This window comes from Stenotrophomonas sp. Sm10, assembly GCF_030985515.1.
Classification (GTDB): domain Bacteria; phylum Pseudomonadota; class Gammaproteobacteria; order Xanthomonadales; family Xanthomonadaceae; genus Stenotrophomonas; species Stenotrophomonas hibiscicola.
Window position 1 is genome coordinate 71,094 of the sequence record NZ_JAPTFO010000006.1, and the last position, 19,478, is coordinate 90,571.

General features: G+C 66.9%; 12 protein-coding genes. 10 read left to right on the forward strand and 2 right to left on the reverse strand.

Annotated features, from left to right (window positions below; all coding sequences use genetic code 11):
• Positions 1 to 74 precede the first annotated feature (74 nt).
• Positions 75 to 635 carry a fasciclin domain-containing protein gene (locus tag O0J15_RS03195; protein ID WP_155029565.1) on the reverse strand — a complete coding sequence of 187 codons (561 nt, stop codon included), beginning with the start codon at positions 633 to 635 and terminating at the stop codon, positions 75 to 77.
• A gap of 421 nt (positions 636 to 1,056) precedes the next feature.
• Here O0J15_RS03195 and O0J15_RS03200 point away from each other — a divergent pair, with 421 nt between their 5' ends.
• From O0J15_RS03200 to O0J15_RS03235, 8 genes are all read left to right on the forward strand, one after another.
• On the forward strand, positions 1,057 to 4,185 hold the full coding sequence (locus O0J15_RS03200; RefSeq protein WP_164143766.1) for a TonB-dependent receptor: 3,129 nt from the start codon (positions 1,057 to 1,059) through the stop codon (positions 4,183 to 4,185).
• 129 nt (positions 4,186 to 4,314) lie between these two features.
• The gene (locus O0J15_RS03205) at positions 4,315 to 5,073 is read left to right on the forward strand and encodes a SapC family protein (protein WP_155029563.1); all 759 of its coding nucleotides are present in this window, start codon (positions 4,315 to 4,317) and stop codon (positions 5,071 to 5,073) included.
• Positions 5,074 to 5,076: 3 nt separating this feature from the next.
• Positions 5,077 to 6,099 (forward strand): cupin-like domain-containing protein, encoded by a 1,023-nt coding sequence (locus O0J15_RS03210; RefSeq protein WP_308305067.1) that lies wholly within the window; start codon positions 5,077 to 5,079, stop codon positions 6,097 to 6,099.
• A 14-nt stretch (positions 6,100 to 6,113) separates the two neighbouring features.
• A complete protein-coding gene (locus O0J15_RS03215; RefSeq protein WP_308305073.1) occupies positions 6,114 to 7,643 on the forward strand; it encodes a tryptophan 7-halogenase in 1,530 nt (509 codons plus the stop codon).
• A gap of 164 nt (positions 7,644 to 7,807) precedes the next feature.
• Positions 7,808 to 9,301: a xylulokinase gene (gene xylB, locus O0J15_RS03220; RefSeq protein WP_019659737.1), complete on the forward strand. Its 1,494-nt coding sequence runs from the start codon at positions 7,808 to 7,810 to the stop codon at positions 9,299 to 9,301.
• Positions 9,302 to 9,344: 43 nt separating this feature from the next.
• Entirely contained in the window at positions 9,345 to 10,679 is a 1,335-nt protein-coding gene (xylA, locus tag O0J15_RS03225) for a xylose isomerase (protein ID WP_134729237.1), read from the forward strand.
• Between the two features lie 31 nt (positions 10,680 to 10,710).
• The gene (locus O0J15_RS03230; RefSeq protein ID WP_308305068.1) at positions 10,711 to 12,120 is read left to right on the forward strand and encodes a sugar porter family MFS transporter; all 1,410 of its coding nucleotides are present in this window, start codon (positions 10,711 to 10,713) and stop codon (positions 12,118 to 12,120) included.
• Positions 12,117 to 14,675 carry an exo 1,3/1,4-beta-D-glucan glucohydrolase gene (locus O0J15_RS03235; protein WP_308305069.1) on the forward strand — a complete coding sequence of 853 codons (2,559 nt, stop codon included), beginning with the start codon at positions 12,117 to 12,119 and terminating at the stop codon, positions 14,673 to 14,675. The genes O0J15_RS03230 and O0J15_RS03235 overlap by 4 nt, the downstream gene beginning before the upstream one ends.
• A gap of 14 nt (positions 14,676 to 14,689) precedes the next feature.
• Here the strand turns inward: O0J15_RS03235 and O0J15_RS03240 are convergent, their stop codons facing one another.
• Positions 14,690 to 15,742 (reverse strand): LacI family DNA-binding transcriptional regulator, encoded by a 1,053-nt coding sequence (locus tag O0J15_RS03240; RefSeq protein ID WP_308305070.1) that lies wholly within the window; start codon positions 15,740 to 15,742, stop codon positions 14,690 to 14,692.
• Between the two features lie 92 nt (positions 15,743 to 15,834).
• Here O0J15_RS03240 and O0J15_RS03245 point away from each other — a divergent pair, with 92 nt between their 5' ends.
• Together O0J15_RS03245 and O0J15_RS03250 are read left to right on the forward strand one after the other, a co-directional pair.
• Positions 15,835 to 18,009 carry an alpha-glucuronidase family glycosyl hydrolase gene (locus O0J15_RS03245; protein ID WP_308305071.1) on the forward strand — a complete coding sequence of 725 codons (2,175 nt, stop codon included), beginning with the start codon at positions 15,835 to 15,837 and terminating at the stop codon, positions 18,007 to 18,009.
• Between the two features lie 32 nt (positions 18,010 to 18,041).
• On the forward strand, positions 18,042 to 19,478 hold a 1,437-nt coding region (locus tag O0J15_RS03250; protein ID WP_308305074.1), incomplete at its 3' end, for a sialate O-acetylesterase.

Genomic DNA, 19,478 nt, shown 5'->3' on the forward strand with positions numbered 1-19,478 from the left:
CATCCGCATGTTGACGGCGGCATGACCGGCCCGGGCAACGGGCATCGCGCCGGATGCCCGTTGCATGAGGACGCCTACTTGGGCATCAGCACGGTGTCGACCACGTGGATGACGCCGTTGGACTGGCTGACATCTGCAGTGCTGATGCCTGCCTTGCCACCCTTTGCGTCGATGATCCAGAGCTTGCCATCGTGGAGCGCTACGGTGAGAGGCTCACCCTGCACGGTCTTGAGGGTGGCCTTGCCGCCGTGCTTGCGGGCATCGGCCAGAAGCTGCGCCGAACTGTAGCTGCCCGGGACGACGTGGTAGGTCAGGATCCGGGTCAGCTGTGCCTTGTTTTCCGGCTTCACCAGCCTATCGACAGTGCCTGCAGGCAATTTTTCGAAGGCCGCATTGGTGGGCGCGAAAACAGTGAAGGGCCCGGCGCCGTTGAGGGTGTCGACCAGGCCGGCTGCTTTGACCGCTGCAACGAGGGTGGTGTGATCCTTGGAATTGACGGCGTTCTCGACGATGGTCCTGGTGGGGTACATCTCTGCCCCGCCCACGATGACGGCGTTAGCGGCGAAAACTGAGGAGCCGGACGAAACGAGTAGGGCGAAGCCGACTGCGGCGGCGATGCGCTGAAGAGCGTTCACGGTGCGTTCCTTTCTGGATGACCCGCAAGTGCGGGCATCCTTCCTACGTCGGGTGCGCCTGACCGGATGCAGCAGCAGCCGGGTCATGAGCTGTGCCGCGCGCTGCTGGTTTGCTGCGCTGCATGGTGACAAGCGCGAACCGGGGTGATTACTCTCCGCTGCAACGCGATGGTAGCGCTACCAGTCGGACGGGGATTCAAGGTCCAGGGGCTGCCTTCTTTGCCGCGTGTTTGTCCTGGCAGGCTTGAAAAGCAAGTGTAAGTCGCGGCGTGCCCGAGCACCCGTGCTGTTCGGTTTGGAATGCGGGCCACGCCCGTGCGTGCCCCTGGGAGGGGGCGGTACATCCATTCGATCGTATGTCAGAGGGGACTTTCATGAGCACTTGCAGTTTCCGCGGCACCCTGGCCCCGAGGTCCGGTTCATGAGCCGCGCATTGGCGAAGTTCCGGTCACGGGCCATGTTCACCTTCGTGGGTGGCGCCCTGGTCATCAATCCTGCCTTTGCGCAGGACGCAGCACCGGCGACCGGGCAGCAGCCGCAGAGCCAGTCGCAGCCCACCCAGCTCGATGCAGTGCAGGTCACGGGCATACGCAACAGCCTGAGCCAGGCCATGGACATCAAGCGCGACTCGGCGGGCGTGGTCGACGCGATCAGCGCTGAGGACATCGGCAAGTTCCCCGATACCAATCTTGCCGAGTCGTTGCAGCGCATCACCGGCATCTCCATCGAGCGCCGTGACGGCGAGGGCGCGCAGGTGACCGCGCGTGGCTTCGGCCCCCAGTTCAACATGGTCACGCTCAACGGTCGGCAGATGCCGGGTGCCGATGCATTCGGTGCCTCTGGACAGGTCGCCATCGGCGGTGTCGACGGCGGCACCCGTGCCTTCAATTTCGCGCAACTGGCCGCCGAGGCCATCAATGGCATCGAGGTCTACAAGACCAGCCAGGCACAGGTGCCCAGCGGTGGCATCGGTGCGACGATCAACATCCTGACCTCGCGCCCGCTTGATCACGCCGGCATCGTGGCCAACGCCGGGGCGAAGCTGGTGTCCGACCAGAGCCAGCCGTTCGACAATGACCTGACACCGGAGCTGTCGGGCATCTTCAGCTACAGCAATCCGGAAAAGACCTTTGGCGTCAGCCTCAGCGCGAGCCAGCAGAAGCGCAAGGGTGGCTCGGTGCAGGCCACGGAGAACTACTGGAACGTGCAGCCGTGGACAGGGTCGATGCCGGGCAATCCGACCGTGGTCAATGCCCCGGCCGTCGGCCAGCTTTACGCGCGGCCCAACGACCTGCGCTACGCGTTCTCCGAATTCGAACGCGAACGCGTCAACGGCCAGGCCGTGCTGCAGTTCGCACCGACGGACAGCCTGACCCTGACCGTGGATTACACCTACTCGACCAACGAAATCACCGAGAATCGCGGCGAGCAGGGCATGTGGCTGCAGAACAGCAACTACACCAACGTCGAGTTCGACACCAGTGGCGCCGTCGCGACGCCGGTATACATCCGTGAAATCGCCGGCACCAAGGATTTCGGCCTGGAACAGCAGCGCAGCATGCAGGAGTACAAGCTGGGCTCGCTGGGCTTCAACGCCGTCTGGAATGTCAGCGACCGCTTCAAGCTCAGCTTCGATGCGCACAACTCGAAGAACGAGAGCCGCCCGAATGATCCGCTGACCGGCGGTGGTTCGATCTTCATGAGCATCGCCGGCACCAACAACTGCACCCGCGGCCCGCATTGTGGCGGCTCCTGGGTGCAGGAATTGAACTTCAACAATGGCCTGCCGGTTGGCACCCAGGTCTGGTATCCCAGCACCGCCGATGCGGTCGCCGGGACCAATGGCGTGGTCAACCCGGGCTTCCAGGAAGGCGAGGTTGGCACGCAGGTGCTGCGCGTCAACGCGCAGACCCAGATCAGCGAGATCAAGCAGGCGCGCGTCGATGGCGAATGGAACTTCGACCACGGCCGCTTCCAGTTTGGCGTGGACACCAACAAGTCCACCACCCACCGCATCCAGGCCGCCGAGGCCTATTCGACCCTGGGCGACTGGGGCGTGGCCAACGTGGACCGGGATACCGCCGCAGGCCTGATGGACCTGCTGCAGCCGGTCAGCATCGTCGGCCTGTTCGACGACTACAGTGCCAACAGCTGGCCGGCCTGGCGCGGCAATGCCGGGCAGCTCGCGCAATGGGCATCGCGCGAGTACGGCGTCGGCCTGGGTGTGAACCCGCAACGCGCGGCCGACAACTTCGTGGAAGAGAAGACCAAGGCGGCGTACTTCCAGGTGGAGCTGGACGGGGAGCTGGGTGGCATGCGCACCAACACCCGCCTGGGCGTGCGCTATGAAACCACTGACGTGGTGTCGACCTCGGTCATTGCCGTCCCCGAGTCCATCGAGTGGCAGGCCAACAACGATTTCCGCATCGTGCTGTCCGATGAGCAGCAGCCCTTCACGGAGAAGGCGCGGTACAGCTACATCCTGCCCAACCTTGATTTCAGCATCGACTTCACCGAGGAGCTGAAGGGCCGCGTTTCGTTCGGCAAGAGCATCGCCCGCGCGCCGTACGGCAATCTCTATGCGGGACCCGGGGCCCAGCAGCCGTTCGGCTCGGTGCTGATCGATCCCTCGTCGCGCGCCAGCGGAAATTCGCAGAACCCGAGCCTGAAGCCGTTGGAATCGGACAACCTCGACCTGGGGCTGGAGTGGTACTTCGCCGACGCCAGCTATGTGTCATTGACCTACTGGAACAAGTCGGTCAGCAACTTCATCGGCAACACCGTCGTGCAGGAAAGCCTGTACGGCCTCACCGACCCGACCTCCGGGCCGGATGCGCGGGCGGCGTTGGACTTCCTGACCAGCGGCGCCTGCGTCGCCCAGGTCGGGCCGGCCAATGCCGCTGCCTGCTCGGCCAACGACACCTCGCTGTTCACCGCACTGGCGTTGCTGCGCAACAATCCCGCCGGGCTGGGCGCCTACAACGGCACCGATGCGCAGGTGCTGGCCACCGAAGCGGCCTACGATCTGTATGGGCAGGCCAACGATCCGCTGTACCAGTTCAACGTCAATCGCCCGATCAACCAGAACAAGTCCAAGCTGCACGGCTGGGAGCTGGGCGGGCAGTACTTCTTCGGTGACACCGGGTTCGGCGTACTGGCCAACTACACGGTGGTGAAAGGTGACGTCGGCTACAACAACGGCGGCGATCCGGGTATCGACCAGTTCTCGCTCACCGGCCTGAGCGACACCGCCAACGCCATGCTGATGTACGAGAAGTACGGGTGGTCGGTGCGACTGGCATGGAACTGGCGCGATCAGTACCTGATCCTGGCCAACCAGGGCTCCAGCCGCAATCCGTACTATGTGGAGCCGTACGAGCAGTGGGATCTCAGCGTCAACTACGCGCTCGATGACCACTGGTCCTTCAGCCTGGAGGCGATCAACCTGACCGGTGAGGATGTGCGGTGGCGCTCGCGCACGTCGCAGATGATCGTCAAGCTGGCAGACCAGAGCCCGCGCTACATGCTGGGCGTCCGCTACAAGTTCTGAACCTGGTTGCCGATGCGTCCGGCACGGCACCGCTGCCCGCCAGCGGTGCCGTGCCGGGACGGTGTCGCCGCACCTGTCGCGCCTGCGCTACCCTGCCGGCCAGCAACCCGCATTGGACTGGATACCCTGATGGCCCGCTACGAAATGCTCAACAACATCGCGCATCGGGACCTGAAGGTCGCCACCGGATTCGGGCCGCAGTTCGGCGATGCGGTGGGCATGGTGCCGGCCTATCCCAGCGAGTTCGCTGAACTGCAGCGTGAGTATCCAATCTTCCTGCGCAGGGAAACCGGGTCAGAAGCGTGGCAGTCCGTGGCCCTGCTGGGTTTCGAGCAACACGAGAACCTGTTCCTGCAGGACGGGCGCTGGAATGCCTCCTACCTGCCTGGTGCGGCCGCCAAAGGGCCGTTCCTGATCGGGTTCCAGGAGCACTACGTGGATGGCCTGCTCACCCAGGATGCGGTGATGCACGTGGACCTGGACCATCCGCGCGTCACCGCCGGCGCCGGTGAGCCGGTGTTCCTGCCGCAGGGCGGCAACACGCCCTACCTGGACCACATCGCCGGCGTGCTGCGCGGCATCCACGAGGGCAGCGCGTACGCGGCCGCAATGTTCGCGATGCTCGACGACTGCGGCCTCATCCAGCCGGTCACGCTCGACGTGCAGATCGCGCCGCACCACCGGGTGAGCGTGAGCGGATTGCACGGCATTGACCGCGAGCGCCTGGCGGCGCTGGACAGTTCACGCCTGGCTGCGTTGAACCGCGCCGGTTACCTGGAAGGTGCGTACCTGATGCTTGCCTCGCTGCATAACATGCGCCGCCTGATCGCCGAGAAGCAGCGCCGTCTCCGCGTCCAGGACGGCACCGCGCAGGCGGCCAGGAACTGACCGGTGCAGGCCACCCTGCCGATGCGGATCCTGGAAGGCATCGATCCTGCCGCCTTGCCACTGGCTGACCTGGTGGAGGCCGGTGAGCCGGTCGTACTGCGCGGCATCGCCAGCGGTTGGCCGCTGGTCCAGGCCGGACTGGGCGGGGTGCAGGACGCAATGGCGTACCTGTGCAGCGTCGATGCGGGTGCGCCCATCCAGTACTCGTTCGGCGGCCCCGAGATCGGGGGGCGCCCGTTCTACAGCGCGGACTTCACCCGGTTGAACTTCGAAGTGCGACGCGGCGTGCTGGCCCAGGTGCTGGAAGAGATCGCCATGACGCTGCATGCTCCGCAACCGCCCACTTACTACGTGGCCTCGCTGCCGATTGCGCGGGCACTGCTGCCGGCATTCGCGCAGGCCAACGACGCCGGTCTGGCGAAGCAGGGCATCGACGCCACCGCCAGCATCTGGATCGGCAACCGGGTGACGGCCTCGTGCCATTTCGACACACCCGACAACCTCGCCTGCTGCGCGGTGGGGCGGCGTGAGTTCACCCTGTTCCCGCCCGCCCAGATCGACAACCTCTATCCGGGCCCGCTCGATCCCACGCCGGGCGGACAGGTGGTCAGCGTGGTGGACTTCGAACAGCCAGACTTCGATCGGCATCCACGTTTCCGCGAGGCGCTGGCGCAGGCGCGCACTGCGGTGCTTGGGCCCGGCGATGCGATCTTCATTCCCAGCATGTGGTGGCACCATGTACGCAGCCTGGAGCCGTTCAACGTGCTGGTGAACTACTGGTGGCGAAGCTCGCCGGCCTGGCTGGGGTCGCCGCTGGCGGCGCTGCAGCACGCGATGTGGTCCGTGCGCGACCTGCCAGCGCGTGAGAAGCAGGCCTGGGAAGGGCTCTTCCGTTACTACGTATTCGGCCCCGGCGAGCGCGCGGGGCAGCACCTGCCTGACGCCGCGCGCGGGGATCTGGCACCGTTCGACGAGCAGCGCGCCCGCCGCATGCGCGCGATGCTGCTGGGCAGGCTCAACCGTTGAGAGAGGGCACCGCGTTGGATACCGAGAGCACGCCTGCAGGGCGCATCCGCAAGGTGGTCATTGCCGGTGGCGGTACAGCGGGATGGCTGGCCGGCTGCGCGCTGGCGCATCAGTTCCGTGACCAGCTGCAGATCACGCTGGTCGAGTCCGAGCAGATCGGCACGGTCGGCGTCGGTGAGTCCACCGTGCCGCCGATCCGCACCTTTCATCGCTTCCTGCAGATTGACGAGCAGGAGTTCCTGCGCGCGGTGGCCGGCACCTTCAAGCTGTCGATCTCGTTCGAGAACTGGCGGCTGCCGGGGGATCGCTTCTTCCATCCGTTCGGCACCATCGGCCATGGCACCTGGGCGGCTCCCTTCCATCACTTCTGGCTGGACAGCCTGCGCCGCGGCATGCCCTCGGACCTGGGCGACTTCTGCCTGGAGAGCATCGCGTCGCGCGGCGACCGCTTCTCGCTGCACACCCAGCCGCAGGCCAGCTATGCGTATCACTTCGATGCCAGCCTGTATGCGCGGTTCCTGCGCGGCAGGGCCGAGGCCAACGGCCTGCGCCGGATCGAAGGCAGGATCGCCCAGGTCAGGCAGCACGCGCACGACGGCTCGGTTCAGGCGCTGGTACTGGACGACGGCCAGGTGATCGAGGGCGATCTGTTCATCGACTGCACGGGGTTCCGTGGCCTGCTGATCGAGCAGGCGCTGGGCACCGGCTACGAGGACTGGCACGAATGGCTTCCGTGCGACCAGGCCGTGGCGGTGCAGACCGAAGCGGTGGCGCCGCCGGTGCCCTATACCCGGGCGATCGCCCACGAGGCGGGGTGGCGCTGGCACATCGCGCTGCAGCACCGCGTTGGCTGTGGGCTGGTGTATGACAGCCGCCATCTGTCTGATGACGAGGCCGCCGCGAAACTGCTGCGCGATGCAGGGGCTCCACCCCTGCGCGATCCATGGAAGGTGCCGTTCCGCAGTGGACGCCGGCTGAAGGCGTGGAACAGGAACGTGGTGTCGCTCGGGCTGGCCAGCGGTTTCATCGAACCGCTGGAGTCGACCAGCATCCATCTGACGATCAGCGCAGTGGTGCGCCTGATCCAGTTGTTCCCGTTCGACGGCATCAGTGCGTCGCTGGTGCAGTTGTACAACGATGTCAGCCGCCAGGAAATGGAGCACGTGCGCGACTTCATCATCCTGCACTATCACGCAACGCAGCGCACCGAACCGATGTGGAAGGCGTGTCGCGAGATGAGCGTGCCCGGATCGCTGCAGCACCGGTTGCAGGCGTGGCGCGAGCGTGCGCACGCCTGGCAGGACCCCGGCGAGCTGTTCCGCATCGAGTCCTGGACCAGCGTGCTGCTCGGGCAGGGCATTCCGCCAGGCCCGCCGCATCCGCTGGCGCGGGCAGTGAGCGACGCCGATCTGCGCACCCTGTTGAAGGGCATCCAGCAGCCGGTGCAGCAGGCCGCCGCGCAGATGCCGACCCAGGCGGAGTTCATCGCGCAGTACTGCAGGTCCGGCGTTGACGTGTGGCGTTCGACGGCAGCAAACGCATAGCAGGTTTTGCGTTGCAGCACGCTTTTTCCGCTGCAGCTGGTTACAGTGCGGGAACACCGCAGGCGATGACGCATGCGGTGGCAACGAGGGGGCCGGACAGCACGCCCCCTTTTTGAGTCCACGGAATGTTAGCGCTACCTTTTTGTTGATCGGAGGCGGTTTCGATGGGTCTGGTTGCAGGGATCGATGCAGGGACGCAGAGCCTGAAGGTGCTGGTCTACGACCCGCAGGCGCAAGCGGTGGCCGCCGTCACCAGCGCGCCGCTCACGCTGGACAGCGGTGCCGACGGCAGCCGTGAACAGGCGCCTGCCGACTGGGTGTCGGCCCTGCGCGACTGCTTTGCCAGGATCGACCCCTCGCTGCGCGCTCGCATCGTCGCACTGGCGGTATCGGGGCAGCAGCATGGGTTCGTGCCGGTTGATGATGCCGGCGAGGTACTGGCGCCGGCCAAGCTGTGGTGCGACACCAGCACCTCGGCCGAATGCATCCAGATCATGGACGCCGTGGGAGGATTCCAACGGACCATCGCGCTGGCGGGCAACCCGATCCTGGCCGGCTACACAGCGTCCAAGCTGCCCTGGACCCGGATCCACCGTGCCGACGCCTATGCGCGGCTGGCGACCATCCTGCTGCCACACGACTACCTGAATTTCGTGTTGACCGGGCAGCGGTTCTGCGAGCTTGGCGATGCGTCCGGAACCGGCTGGCTGGACGTGCGCACACGCACCTGGTCGCAGGAACTGCTGCGCGCCACCGATCCTGATCGTGATCTTGCCGCCTGCCTGCCGCCGATCGCCGCACCCGACGCCCTCTTTGATATCGCGCCGAAGGCCGCGGCCGCGCTCGGGATTGCAGCGGCGGTGAAGGTGGCCGTTGGCGGCGGCGACAACATGATGGCCGCGATCGGCACTGGCTGCGTCACCGAAGGACGCCTGGCGATGAGCCTGGGAACGTCTGGAACGCTGTTCGCCTATTCCAGCGCGCCGGTGATCGACGCGGACGGCGCCTGGGCCGCGTTCTGCTCGTCCACGGGAGGATGGCTGCCGCTGATCTGCACCATGAACTGCACCGTGGCGACCGAACAGGTGGCCCGTGCCTTCGGCTTCAGCACTCGCGACGGCGATGCGCACCTGCGCGCGACGCCACCGGGAGCAGGCGGGCTGGTGATGCTGCCCTTCCTCAATGGCGAGCGTACGCCGGACCTGCCGCTCGGCAAGGGTGTGCTGGCCGGCCTGGACACCGCCAACTTCACTCCGGCGCACCTCTACCGCGCCGCCATGGAGGGCGCGACCTACAGCCTGAGGTACGGCTACGACGCCTTCGTCCGCGCGGGCATGCAGTTTGATCGCATCGTACTCACCGGCGGTGGCAGCAACAGCGCTGCCTGGCGTCAACTGGTGGCCGATGTGTTCGGCCTGCCCGTGGAGGTCCCGGTGCAGGCCGAAGGCGCGGCGTTTGGAGCGGCGCTACAGGCGCTGTGGTCGCTCGCCCGATCGCAGGGCAACGCCACTTCGATCAGCGACATCACCGCACGGCACGTCACCGTCGATCCCACGCTCTCCGCGCGCCCGGATCCGGACCGCAGCGATGCCTATGCACGGGCCTACGCACGCTTCCTCAGTCATCTTGATGCCATCACGCCGCTGCAGCGCGGCTGATGGCTCCTCCACGACACCCCGTACAACGACAGGAGCACGCACCATGAGCACGCAGCCCTTCATCGGCGCCAAGGAATACTTCCCCGGCATCGGCCGCATTCCGTTCGAGGGCAAGGGCTCGGACAATCCGCTTGCCTTCAAGGTCTACGATGCAAACCGGGTCATCGGTGGCAAGACCATGCAGGAGCATCTGCGCTTTGCCGTGTGCTACTGGCATACCTTCTGCAATGCCGGGCACGATCCGTTCGGCCCGGGTACCCGGCAGTTCCCGTGGGAGGCGGGCTCGCCGCTGGCCACGGCCGAAGCGAAAGTGGACGCGGCGTTCGAGTTCTTCACCAAGCTGGGCGTGCCGTACTGGTGCTTCCACGATATCGACCTGGCGCCGGATGCCGATGATATCGGCCAGTACCAGAAGAACCTCACGCACATGGTGGGCCTGGCCAAGGCGCGCCAGGAGGCCACCGGCGTCAAGCTGCTGTGGGGCACGGCCAACCTGTTCTCGCACCCGCGCTACATGAACGGTGCATCGACCAATCCCGATTTCGCCGTGGTGGCCCGCGCCGCGGTGCAGGTCAAGGCCGCCCTGGAGGCCACGGTCGAACTCGGTGGCGAGCACTACGTGTTCTGGGGCGGGCGCGAGGGCTATGCGTCGCTGGCCAATACGCAGATGAAGCGCGAGATCGAGCACTTCGCACGCTTCCTGACCATGGCCCGCGACTATGGCCGCAGCATCGGCCTGAAGGGCAACTTCCTGATCGAGCCCAAGCCGATGGAGCCGATGAAGCACCAGTACGACTTCGACAGTGCCACGGTGGTGGGCTTCCTGAAGGAACACGGGCTGGACAAGGACTTCAAGCTCAACATCGAGGCCAACCACGCCACGTTGTCCGGCCATACCTTCGAGCACGACCTGCAGGTCGCGTCCGATCATGGCCTGCTCGGCAGCATCGATGCCAACCGCGGCAACGCGCAGAACGGCTGGGACACCGACCAGTTCCCCAGCGATCTGTACGACACCGTGGGCGCGATGCTGGTCGTGCTGCGCCAGGGTGGGCTGGAGGGCGGGTTGAACTTCGATGCGAAGGTGCGCCGTGAGTCGACCGACCTGGAGGATCTGTTCATTGCCCACATTGGTGGCATGGACGCGTTCGCACGCGGCCTGGAGGTTGCCCATGCACTGCTGACCGAGTCTCCTTGGGAGCAATGGCGTGCGCAGCGCTACGCCAGCTTCGATTCCGGCGCCGGCCAGGATTTCGAGCGTGGCACGCTCAGCCTGCCGGACCTGGCGGCACTGGCCGCCCGCCTCGGCGAACCGCGCCAGGCCAGCGGCAAGCAGGAGCGTTACGAAAACCTGCTCAACCAGTACCTGCTGCGCTGAGCGCGGCAACGGCGCACTCAAGGGGACGGGGATGAACCAGGCAGCAGGCAGCGGTGAGAACACGCGGCTGATCGTACTGATCAGCGTGGTGGCGACGATTGGCGGTTTTCTGTTCGGCTTCGACAGCGGCGTGATCAACGGTACCCAGGATGGCCTGCACCAGGCGTTCCGGTCCGGTGAGTGGATGCAGGGGTTCGAGATCGCGTCGATGCTGCTGGGCTGTGCGGTGGGCGCGTTCAGTGCAGGCCGGCTGGCCGACCGCCTGGGCCGTCGCAACGTGCTGATCCTGTCGGCAGTGATGTTCCTGCTGTCGGCACTCGGTGCCGGGGCGGCGGTGTCGTCGGGCTGGTTCATTGCCGCGCGGGTGGTGGGTGGATTCGCGGTCGGCGCGGCCAGCGTGATCTCCCCGGCCTACATTGCCGAGGTCGCTCCGGCCCGCTATCGCGGCCGCCTGGCTACCGTGCAGCAGATCGCGATCATCACCGGCCTCACCGCTGCCTTCCTGTCCAACTACCTGCTGGCGGCCGCAGCGGGCGCGTCGACCGAACCGCTGTGGGGCGGGCAGGCCGCCTGGCGCTGGATGTTCTGGATGCAGGCCGCGCCATCGCTGCTGTTCCTGCTGCTGTTGCTGACCATTCCTGAGAGCCCGCGCTACCTGGTGGTGAAGCGGCGCAAGGACGATGCACTGCGGGTGCTGACCCGGCTGCTGGGCAGCGACAAGGCCCGCGCCACGCTCGAGGAGATCGATGCCTCGTTGTCCAACGACCATCATCGCCCTCGACTGTCCGACCTGAAGAGCCCGGCGACAGGGCGGATCCGCCCGATTGTCTGGGTCGGCGTCGGGCTGGCCTGCTTCCAGCAGCTGGTCGGCATCAACGTGGTGTTCTATTACGGCGCCGTGCTGTGGCAGGCGGTCGGCTTTTCCGAAAACGACGCGCTGCTGATCAACGTGCTGTCCGGCGCGCTGAGCATCGGTGCCTGCGTGGTCACCGTGCTGCTGATTGACCGGATCGGCCGCAAACCCCTGCTGTGGTTCGGCTCGGCCGGGATGTCGCTGTCGCTTGCACTGGTGTTGGTGGCGTTTGCCAGCGGTTCGCTGGCCGACGGGCATCTGCAGCTGCCCGGCCGCATGGGCACGCTGGCACTGGTGGCGGCCAATGCCTATGTCGTGTTCTTCAATCTGTCCTGGGGACCGGTGATGTGGGTGATGCTGGGCGAGATGTTCCCGAACCAGATCCGCGGTTCGGCACTGGCAGTCGCCGGCGCGGCGCAGTGGACCTCCAACTTCGTGGTCACGGTGACGTTCCCGATGCTGCTGGCCGCGGCAGGGCTGGCGGCCACCTACGGCATCTACCTGGTGGCTGCCGTGATCTCGGTGATCTTCGTCGTCCGGCATGTGCACGAGACCAAGGGCAAGGAACTGGAGCAGATGGAAGGATGAGCACCATGACATCGCAGGCCTTGGTAATCCGCAGCGGCGCGCTGGTCGCCGCACTGATGCTGGGATTGCTCGGCTGCCGCGGCCAGGACCGGGCTGCCGCCGCCGCAGCCACCGACAATGATCCCTGGCCGAAGGTCGCCTGGCCGCTGGCCGCGGATCCGGCACTGGAGAAGCGCATCACCGACCTGATGGCCGGCATGACGGTGGAGGAAAAGGTCGGCCAGCTGGTGCAGGGCGACATCGCCAGCGTCACTCCAGATGATGTGCGCCGCTACCGGCTCGGCTCGATCCTGGCCGGGGGCAACTCCGATCCCGGTGGCCGCTATGACGCGTCGCCGGCCGAATGGCTGGCGCTGGCCGACGCCTTCTACGACGCCTCGATGGACACCTCGAAAGGCGGCAAGGCCATTCCGCTGCTGTTCGGCATCGATGCCGTGCACGGGCAGAGCAACATCATTGGCGCCACGTTGTTCCCGCACAACATCGGGCTGGGCGCCACGCGCAATCCGGAGCTGCTGCGGCAGATCGGTGGCATCACCGCGCTGGAGACCCGTGTCACCGGCATGGAATGGACGTTCGCGCCGACCGTTGCCGTACCCCAGGATGATCGCTGGGGACGCACCTACGAAGGCTACTCCGAATCGCCGGACGTGGTGGCCAGCTATGCCGCCGCCATGGTGGAGGGGCTGCAGGGCAGGGTGGGAACTCCGGAGTTCCTCGATGGCCGCCATGTGATCGCCTCGGTGAAGCACTTCCTGGGCGATGGGGGCACCACTGACGGCAAGGACCAAGGCGACACCCGCATCAGCGAGTCAGATCTGGTGCGCATCCACGCCGCCGGATATCCGCCGGCAATCGCCGCCGGCGCGCAGACCGCGATGGCGTCGTTCAACAGCGTCAACGGTGAAAAGATGCATGGGCACCGGTACTACCTTACCGATGTACTCAAGGGCCGCATGAACTTCGGTGGCTTCGTGGTGGGTGACTGGAATGGTCATGGACAGGTCAAGGGCTGCACCACCACAGACTGCCCGGCCACCATCATCGCGGGCCTGGACATGGCGATGGCCTCGGACAGCTGGAAGGGTTTCTACGAGACGACGCTGGCTGCGGTGAAGGATGGGCGGATCACGCCGCAACGCCTGGACGATGCGGTGCGCCGGATCCTGCGGGTCAAGTTCCGCCTTGGGCTGTTCGAGGCCGGCAGGCCATCCACGCGGGCCGTCGGCGGGCAGTTCGCACTGATCGGCGCGCCGGCACATCGCGCGGTCGCCCGGCAGGCCGTGCGCGAATCGCTGGTCCTGTTGAAAAACCAGGACCACGTCCTGCCGCTGTCTCCGAAGCAGCGGATCCTCGTGGCCGGCGACGGAGCCGACGATGTCGGCAAGCAGGCGGGCGGCTGGACGCTCAACTGGCAGGGCACCGGCACCAGCCGCAGGGACTTCCCCAACGCGGACACGATCTACGAGGGCGTTGCGCGCCAGGCCAGCGCGGCGGGTGGTGAAGCCGTGCTTGCCGTTGACGGTCGCTATGCAGTGAAGCCCGATGTGGCGGTGGTGGTGTTTGGCGAAGACCCCTATGCCGAGTTCCAGGGAGACCGGCCGACGCTGGCGTACAAGCCCGGCAACGAAACGGACCTGGCGCTGCTCAAGCGGCTCAAGGCCGAAGGCATACCGGTTGTTGCGGTTTTCCTGAGCGGGCGGCCGCTCTGGGTGAACCGGGAAATCAATGCCGCCGATGCCTTCGTGGCTGCATGGCTGCCGGGCTCGGAAGGCGCCGGCATTGCCGATGTACTGCTGCGCGGAAGCGATGGCCGCGTGCAGCACGATTTCAAGGGCAAGCTCAGTTTCAGCTGGCCGCGCACTGCCACCCAGTACGCCAACAACGTGGGCCAGAAGGACTACGATCCATTGTTTGCGTTCGGCTTCGGCCTGACCTACGCCGACAACGGCGACCTGGCCGCGCTGCCGGAGGCATCGGGCGTGACCGGCAACGAGGGCGCGACGGGCGTGTTCTTCGCGCGCGGTGACGCGGGTCCTGGCATGGCGCTGCGGATCGAGGATGCTGCTGACCAGGGCCTGACCGTGACCCGCGTGCCGGACGCATTGCCCGATGATCGGCTGAAGATCACCGGCGTGGATCATCTGGCGCAGGAGGATGGGCGACGCCTGGCCTGGTCGGGCAAGGGCGAGGCCGTCGCTGCACTGCAGTCGCACACGGCGCTGGATCTGCAGCGCGAATCCAACGGCGACCTGATGCTGCTGACCACGCTGCGGGTCGACGCTGCGCCGCAGGGTGAGGCGTGGCTGTCGGTCGGTTGCGGCGCGGGCTGCTCGGCGCGCGTCGCCATCGGGGCCTCGCTGGCGGCGCTTCCACAAGGCCAGTGGAAGCGTGTTGGCGTGCCGCTGAAGTGCCTGGCCAAGGCGGGCGCCAAGCTGGACGCGATCGACCGGCCGTGGTCGGTGGTGACGGCCGATGCGATGACGATCTCCGTGTCACGCGTCGCGCTGGGCGCACTGAACGAAGCCGAGGTCACCCTCGGATGCGGTACATGATGCCTGCGCTACCGCTACCGGGGCGGCGCGGCTACCGAACCGCGTGCGATCAGCCGATGCGGCATCACATGATCGCGCAGCACCGTTGCGTCCCCCGCCGGACGGCGGATGGTGCGCAGCAGGATGTCGACGGCCGCGTTGGCCATCGAGGCGATGGGCTGGTGGATCGTGGTCAGTTCCGGCCATACGGTGGTGGCGGCCGAGGTGTCATCGAAACCCACGACCGACAGGTCGCGCGGCACTTCCAGCCCGCGTCGGTGCGCGACGGAGATGGCGGCGGCGCCCATGTCGTCGTTGCTGGCGAAAATCGCGGTCGGTGGGCGGCGTTGGGACAACAGCTTTTCGGCGGCAGCCAGGCCGGACCGGTAGGTGTAGTCACCGTGTTGGACCAGGCCAGGCTCCACCGCAAGCCCGGCCTCGCGCAGGGCGGTGACGAAGCCGTCGTAACGGAGCGCACTGGCGCTCAGGTCATCGCGCCCACGGATGAAACCGATGCGGGTGTGTCCCTGCCGGAGCAGGTGCTCGGTCATTTCCCTGCCCGCACTGAGATCGTCGATGCGGACGCAGGACAGGGCCTCGCTCAGGCGCCCCGATGCGATGGCCACCACCGGAATGCCAGCCTTGACCAGTTCGCTTACGGCGGCCTGCGATTCGCACAGGGGCGGCGGCAGGATCACCCCGTCGACGCGTCCGGCGAGCGCGCGCGCCGCCCTACGTTCGGATTCGGCATCCAGGTTGTCCCAGTAGTCGATGACCAGCTGGATGGCGGAACTGGAGGCGACGCGCAGCAGGCCCACCAGCAGTTCGCGCAGGTAGGCGCCGCTGGGGTTGGTGTAGATCAGCGCAATGCGCGTGTGCTGTGCGGCGGCCAGCGAACTGGCGGCAAGATTGGGCGTATAGCCCAGCTCACGCACGGCGCGCAGCACGCGCTCGCGGGTGACGTCGCGCACCTTGCCCTGGTTGATCACCCGCGACACGGTCATCGGCGAAACGCCGGCAAGGGCCGCAACCTCGTCGATCGTCACGCCTGCGGTTCTGCGGCGAACCGATTTCTTCGGCTTGTCCAATGCACGATCCCTTTGTTCTTGGTGGCGCTGCCGCGGGGGTGCGAAGGACGATGATGCGCTGCCCCGGGCCCGGACGTAGTCTACAAAGGCGCATGTTAACGCCCTTGTTGCGTGCTGTCGGCACGCGCCTGTGGGCCGTGGTCGTGCTGCTGGCCTGTGCTGGCGTGGCGCGGGCGGAGGATGGCTACGGGCTGTGGATGCGCTACCAGCCGGTTGCCGCAACGGTCGCTGCCGATTACCGGCGGCAATTGGCCGAAGTGGTGGCCCCGGATTGCACGCCGATGCAGCGCGCTACCCGCGACGAGCTTGCGCGCAGCCTCCCTGGATTGCTGGGAACGGCGCCGCCAATGCGAACGGCAATCAGTACTGACCATGCCCTGGTGCTGGGTACGCCGCAGTCTTCGGCGCTGGTCGCCGCGTTCGGCAACGAGGTTGCCACGCTGGGCGACGAGGGCTTCCTGATCCGGCGGGTCCGGATCGAGGGGCGCGATGTACTGCTGGTGGCGGCACGCCGGGATGTCGGCGTGCTGTATGGCACGTTCCATCTGCTGCGCCTGTTGCAGCGTGGCATGCCGCTGCAGGGGCTGGACGTGCGGGAGTCGCCGCGGGTCGCACTGCGTGTGCTCGACCATTGGGACAACCTGGATCGTTACGTCGAGCGTGGCTATGCAGGCAGCTCCCTCTGGGACTGGCAGACGTTGCCGCAGTGGCGTGACCCGCGCTACACCGACTACGCCCGTGCCAACGCCTCACTCGGCATCAACGGCACCGTCCTCAACAACGTCAACGCCAGTGCGCTGAGCCTGTCGCCGGCCTATCTGGCCAAAGCCGCCGCGCTGGCCGACCTGTTCCGCCCCTATGGCATCCGGGTCTACCTGAGCGCACGCTTCAGTGCGCCCATCGAGCTCGGCGGCCTGGCGACGGCTGACCCGTTGGACCCCGGCGTGCGGCGCTGGTGGCGCGACAAGGTCGATGAGATCCATGCGCGCATTCCGGATTTTGGCGGCTTCCTGGTCAAGGCGAACTCCGAAGGGCAACCCGGCCCGCAGGATTACGGTCGTTCCCATGCCGACGGCGCCAACCTGCTGGCCGACGCGCTGGCGCCCCACAACGGTGTGGTGATGTGGCGGGCCTTCGTGTACTCGCACGAGGTTCCCGAAGATCGCGCCAAGCAGGCATACAGTGAGTTTGTCGGGCTGGACGGCGCCTTCCGCCCCAACGTGATCGTGCAGGTGAAGAACGGCCCCATCGACTTCCAGCCGCGCGAGCCGTTCCACCCCTTGTTTGGCGCGATGCCGCGCACGCCGCTGATGATGGAACTGCAGATCACCAAGGAATACCTGGGTTTTGCGACGCACCTGGTCTACCTGGGAACGCTCTACGAGGAAGTGCTGCAGGCCGACACCCATGCCCGCGGCGAGGGCTCCACGGTTGCCCGCGTGATCGATGGCTCGCTGGAGGGCCACGCACTGACCGGTATTGCCGGCGTCGCCAACATCGGCGTGGACCGCACCTGGAGTGGCTCGCACTTCGACCAGGCCAACTGGTACGCCTTCGGCCGGCTGGCCTGGAACCCGCAGCAATCCGCGCGCGCGATTGCCGAAGACTGGGCAGCGTTGACGTTCTCGCCCGACCCGCAGGTGACCGGCCCGATCGTGCGGATGATGATGGACTCGCGCGAGGCGGCAGTGGACTACATGACGCCGCTGGGCCTGCACCACCTGATGGCACGCGGCCATCACTACGGCCCCGGCCCCTGGGTGGACGGAGGCCCACGTGCGGACTGGACGTCGGTGTACTACCACCGCGCAGACAGCCAGGGCATCGGTTTTGACCGCAGCGCCGGCGGAAGCAACGCCGTGGGCCAGTACGCCCCGCAGGTCGCCGAGGTCTATGGCGACCCCGAGCGGGTGCCCGAGTCGCTGCTGCTGTGGTTCCATCATGTGCCGTGGGATCACCGCATGCGCTCGGGCAGGACGCTCTGGGATGAGCTGGTCGGGCGCTATTCGCGGGGTGTGCGCCAGGTGCGGTCGATGCAGGACACCTGGGCCGGCCTGAGCGACCGGATCGATCCGCAGCGGCATCGGCACGTTGCTGCGTTCCTGCAGATCCAGCACGACGAGGCGCAATGGTGGCGTGACGCCAGCGTGGCGTACTTCCAGTCGCTCAGCGGACGGCCATTGCCCGCCGGCGAACGGCCACCGCCGCAGCCATTGTCGTACTACCAGGCGTTGCAGTTTCCGTTCGCACCGGGGGATGGCCGATGAGCAGGTTCGGAGCGGTCGGGTGTGTGCTGTTGATGATGGCTGCGGCAGTAGTGGCGATGCCGGCCGCGGCGCGGGAGACGACGGGACTGCTGCATCCGCTGTTCAGGGATCACGCCGTCCTGCAGCGTGACCGGCCCATTGCGGTCTGGGGGCACGCAAGCCCTGGGCAGCCGGTTTCCGTGACGTTTGCGGGGCAGGCGGTGAGCAGCCGGGCGGACGCCGCAGGCCGCTGGCAGGCGATGCTGTACCCGGTCGCCGCTGGCGGTCCCTACACGCTGGAGGTAAACGACGGAACGCGCCGGCAAACGGCGCGCGACGTGCTGGTCGGCGACGTGTGGCTGTGCTCGGGCCAGTCGAACATGGAACTGCCGGTGTGGCGCTCGCTCAACGCAGCCAGCGAGATTGCCGCAGCCACGATGCCACGGATCCGGCTGTTCACCGTGCCGCAGCACGCCGCCGTGCAGGCACAGGAGACCTTCAACGACAGCACTGCCTGGACATCGGCAACGCCTGATGCGGTGCGCGATTTCTCCGCCACCTGCTTCTACTTTGCGCGCGAACTGCAGCGCACGGTCGACGTGCCGATGGGGCTGATCGAGGCGGCGTGGGGTGGCTCGCGGATCGAGGCCTGGACCAGCGTTGGTGCACTGCGCGGGCAGGGCGGCCTGGATGAGGCCCTCGACATCCTCGCGCGGTCTGCGCGTGATCCGCTGGAGGCACGCGCAGCCTGGGGCCGCTACTGGCAGCACTGGTGGGCCACACGCGAGGGCACGCTGCCCGGCGACGCCCCATGGCGGACGGATGCCGATGACCGCGGATGGTCGCGCGCACCGGCCACACTGGGCGCATGGGAGCGGTGGAACGAGCCCGCACTTGCCGACTACAACGGCATGGTCTGGTATCGCACGCAGGTGATGCTGAGCGCTGAACAGGCCGCACGCGGCGCGACCCTGGAGCTGGCATCGGCCGACGAGGTGGACGTGACCTGGGTGAACGGGGTCGCCGTCGGCAGCCAGTACGGCGCCGGCGAGAGGCGCTACCCGTTGCCACATGGCCTGCTGAAGGCAGGATCCAACAGCATTGCGGTCAACGTGCTGGACACCTACGGCGAAGGCGGCCTGGCCGGTCCTTCAACGGCACACGGCCTGCAGTTCGATACCGGCGAGCGGGTGCCACTGCAGGGACCGTGGATGTATCGGGTTGCGCCGGGCCAACAGGCGCCGCCATTTGCCCCTTGGCAGGCGGCCACCGGGCTGTCGACGCTGTACAACGGAATGATCGCACCGCTCGGCGGTTTCGGGCTGCGCGGCATGCTGTGGTACCAGGGCGAATCGAACACCGGTGATGGCGCGGCATACGCGGCGCGGTTGCGTGCGCTGCGCGAGGACTGGCGGCGGCAGTTCGGTGCGCGCACGCCACTGCTGCTGGTACAACTGGCCGGCTACGGCCAGCCGCCGGGGGCGCCCCCC